Origin of the sequence: Mesorhizobium sp. M7A.F.Ca.US.005.03.1.1 (assembly GCF_003997975.1) — a bacterium.
GTDB classification, from domain to species: domain Bacteria; phylum Pseudomonadota; class Alphaproteobacteria; order Rhizobiales; family Rhizobiaceae; genus Mesorhizobium; species Mesorhizobium ciceri.
Map to the genome: position 1 here is coordinate 1 of NZ_RZRO01000196.1, position 2,926 is coordinate 2,926.

General features: G+C 61.2%; 3 protein-coding genes. 1 reads left to right on the forward strand and 2 read right to left on the reverse strand.

Features of this window, described 5'->3' with window-relative positions:
* Positions 1-609: 609 nt before the first annotated feature.
* Complete coding sequence (locus EN990_RS35000) at positions 610-1,983, reverse strand: PleD family two-component system response regulator (RefSeq protein WP_024503582.1); 1,374 nt, start codon at positions 1,981-1,983, stop codon at positions 610-612.
* A 33-nt stretch (positions 1,984-2,016) separates the two neighbouring features.
* Complete coding sequence (locus EN990_RS35005) at positions 2,017-2,388, reverse strand: response regulator (protein ID WP_013531932.1); 372 nt, start codon at positions 2,386-2,388, stop codon at positions 2,017-2,019.
* 245 nt (positions 2,389-2,633) lie between these two features.
* Here EN990_RS35005 and EN990_RS35010 point away from each other — a divergent pair.
* Positions 2,634-2,926, forward strand: a 293-nt coding sequence (locus tag EN990_RS35010; RefSeq protein ID WP_127388571.1) for a DUF3572 domain-containing protein, incomplete at its 3' end; no start/stop codon positions are given.

The window sequence follows — 2,926 nt, forward strand, 5'->3', positions numbered from 1 at the left end:
CGTCGCCGCCTGCTAGCCCCATTTCGCCCGCCAGCATCAATCCCGTCGGACCACCCCCGGCGATCACCACCGCATGATCTGAAACCATTGTCGTCACTCCCGTTTTCCGCACCTTGGTTCGGGTCGGTTTTACGGGAGGAGCCGGGTCTTGCCGCAAGCCCCTTGTGCGCCATATGTACGAAATGGAAGGGAACGGTATTGTTCCCCCTGTGGGTTGCCGCGGAACAAGCGCTCGGGGCAATTTCCCCTAACGATATCCAGATTTTCAGGCGCAAAAACCCAGAGTCTTCCGTGCTTTGGCACGGAGCTCTGATGTTCATTGGAAAGAAGGGGGCCGGTCGGCGTTTGGCAGCGGTACGAGGAGGCCACTATGTGCCAGCGCCGGCCGGCCGACCCCACGGACCCAGGAGATGCGGCGGACCTGAGCATCATGGGGTATTCCCAGGGACCGGAGCCGGCGGTCTATCCTCGTGCCGGCTTCGTCTTGGCCTGCACAGTCGCGCAAGAGCTTATGAAAATCAACAGTTTCTTAACCAAGGCTCGCGAATCGCTTGGATTAAGGTAAACGGGTAACCCTGTCGGGTTGACTGGATAATCGGGGCTGGATCACTACGCCGCCTTGGCGACGACCCGATTGCGGCCGCCGCTTTTGGCTTCGTAGAGCGCGAGATCGGCACGCTTCATGAGCGCCGCCACCGTGTCCACGCCCTTCAGCACCGACGACACGCCGACGCTGACCGTGACTTCGATCGCCTTGCCGTCCTGGCCGATGGCGAAAGCCGCCTGGGCGATTTCGGCGCGAATGCGCTCGGCCACCTTCTCGGCCACCGCGCCCTCGGTATCCGGCATCACCACGACGAATTCCTCGCCGCCAAAGCGGCAGGCAAGGTCGATACCCCTGACATTCTTGCGCAGCCGCCGTGCGAATTCCCGCAGCACCTCGTCGCCGCCATCATGACCGTGCGCGTCGTTGATCGCCTTGAAGCGATCGAGGTCGGTGATCATCACCGACAGCGGCCGGCGCCGTGCCACGGCGCGATCGAACAGCGTCTGCAGATGGCTGTCCAGATAGCGGCGATTGTGCAGCCCGGTCAGACCGTCGGTCACCGCCATTTCGATTGTCTGGGTGACGCTGGCCCGTAGCTGGTCGTTGTAGCGCTTACGGCGCACCTGCGTGCGCAGCCGTGCCGTCAGTTCCTGCTGGTCGATCGGCCGCATGAGATAGTCGTTGATGCCGAGTTCCAGGCCGCGAATGATGCGTTCCTCCTCGCCCTCCTCCGCCAGCAGGATAATCGGCACGAAGCGGGTGCGATCGAGCGAGCGCAACTGCGAACAGAGCCTCAGCGGATCGAAATCGGCGAACGCGGTCGAGATCATCACGCATTCATAGGATGTCTCGGCGGCCTGGAAGAAACCGGCATGCGGATCATGTGTGACGTCGAGGTCGGCCCGATCACGCAGCATCTTCTGGATGCGCTCGACGGATGTTTTGCGCTCGTCGATCAAAAGCACTTTCGGCGTCGTGTCCTCGGATGCGAAATTGCGGCTGAGCAACTCCTCGATGCCGATGTTGCGCGTCGTCGAGGCGCGCAGCCGCAACTCGTCGGTCAGCGACTTCAGCCGAACCAGGCTCTTGACGCGCGTCATCAGCTGCAGGTCGTTGACCGGCTTGGTCAGGAAGTCGTCGGCGCCAGCCTCAAGCCCGCGGACGCGGTCGGAAACCTGGTCCAGCGCGGTGATCATCACCACCGGAATGTGCGATGTCGCCGGATCGCTCTTCAGCCGCCGACAGACCTCGAAGCCGTCCATATCAGGCATCATCACATCGAGCAGCACGACATCGACCTTGCCGTTCTCGCAGGTCTCGATCGCATCCGGCCCGTTGGTGGCGGTCAACACTTCGAAATATTCGGCCAGCAGCCGCACTTCCAGCAGCCGCACATTGGCAGGGATATCGTCGACGACGAGGATCCGCGCAGTCATTTCATAACGCTCCGACTCGGCTGAAGGGGCACATCACGCATCGCCCAGATAGGATTTGATGGTTTCGATGAAACGCGGCACCGAGATCGGCTTCGAAATATAAGCCTCGCAGCCACCCTGGCGAATACGTTCCTCGTCGCCTTTCATGGCGAAGGCGGTCACGGCAATGACGGGGATGACGTGCAGTTCGTCGTCCTCCTTCAGCCATTTGGTCACTTCAAGCCCCGACACCTCAGGCAACTGGATATCCATCAAGATGAGATCCGGCCGGTGCTGGCGTGCCAGATCGAGCGCTTCCAGACCGTTGCGGGTGCGCACGGTCTCGTAACCGCTTGCCTCGATGAGGTCCCGAAAGAGCTTCATGTTGAGCTCATTGTCCTCGACGATCATAACCTTCTTCGGCATCGATATCCCGTCCCGGCCGCCCTTCCGCTTCGAAGGCGACCGTCATGCGCCCATGTCTGAACGCACCAAACCCTGCTTCACTTTACGGCAATATGATTGACGAAACGGAAATCCGCGGCTGGAAAACAGCGCGAATTCTACCTCGTCGCCTGCGCGTCCAAAGGGCGCGCCACGCTCTAATGGCTTGCCGCAAGCAACTCTTGCCATTACTGCGGGAGAGACTCATCCACACACCGAAGGTAGTGATGGCAAACGCAGCGTCAATGCGCGAAGAAGCGGAATCGATTGCCGTGAAGGCCCTGGGCTTTGTCGCCTCCGATCCGGAGCTTTTGCCGCGCTTTCTGGCTATCACCGGCATAGAGGTCCATTCGATCCGCAAAGCCGCCAGTGAGCCAGGTTTCCTGGCTGGTGTCCTGCAATTCATCCTCGCCCACGAGCCGACGCTGATGCGCTTTGCCGAGGAAACCGGCACCCCGCCGGCTGCTGTCGGCAAGGCCCTGCGGTCGCTGCCGCTGGGCGATGACAACCACGAGCATTC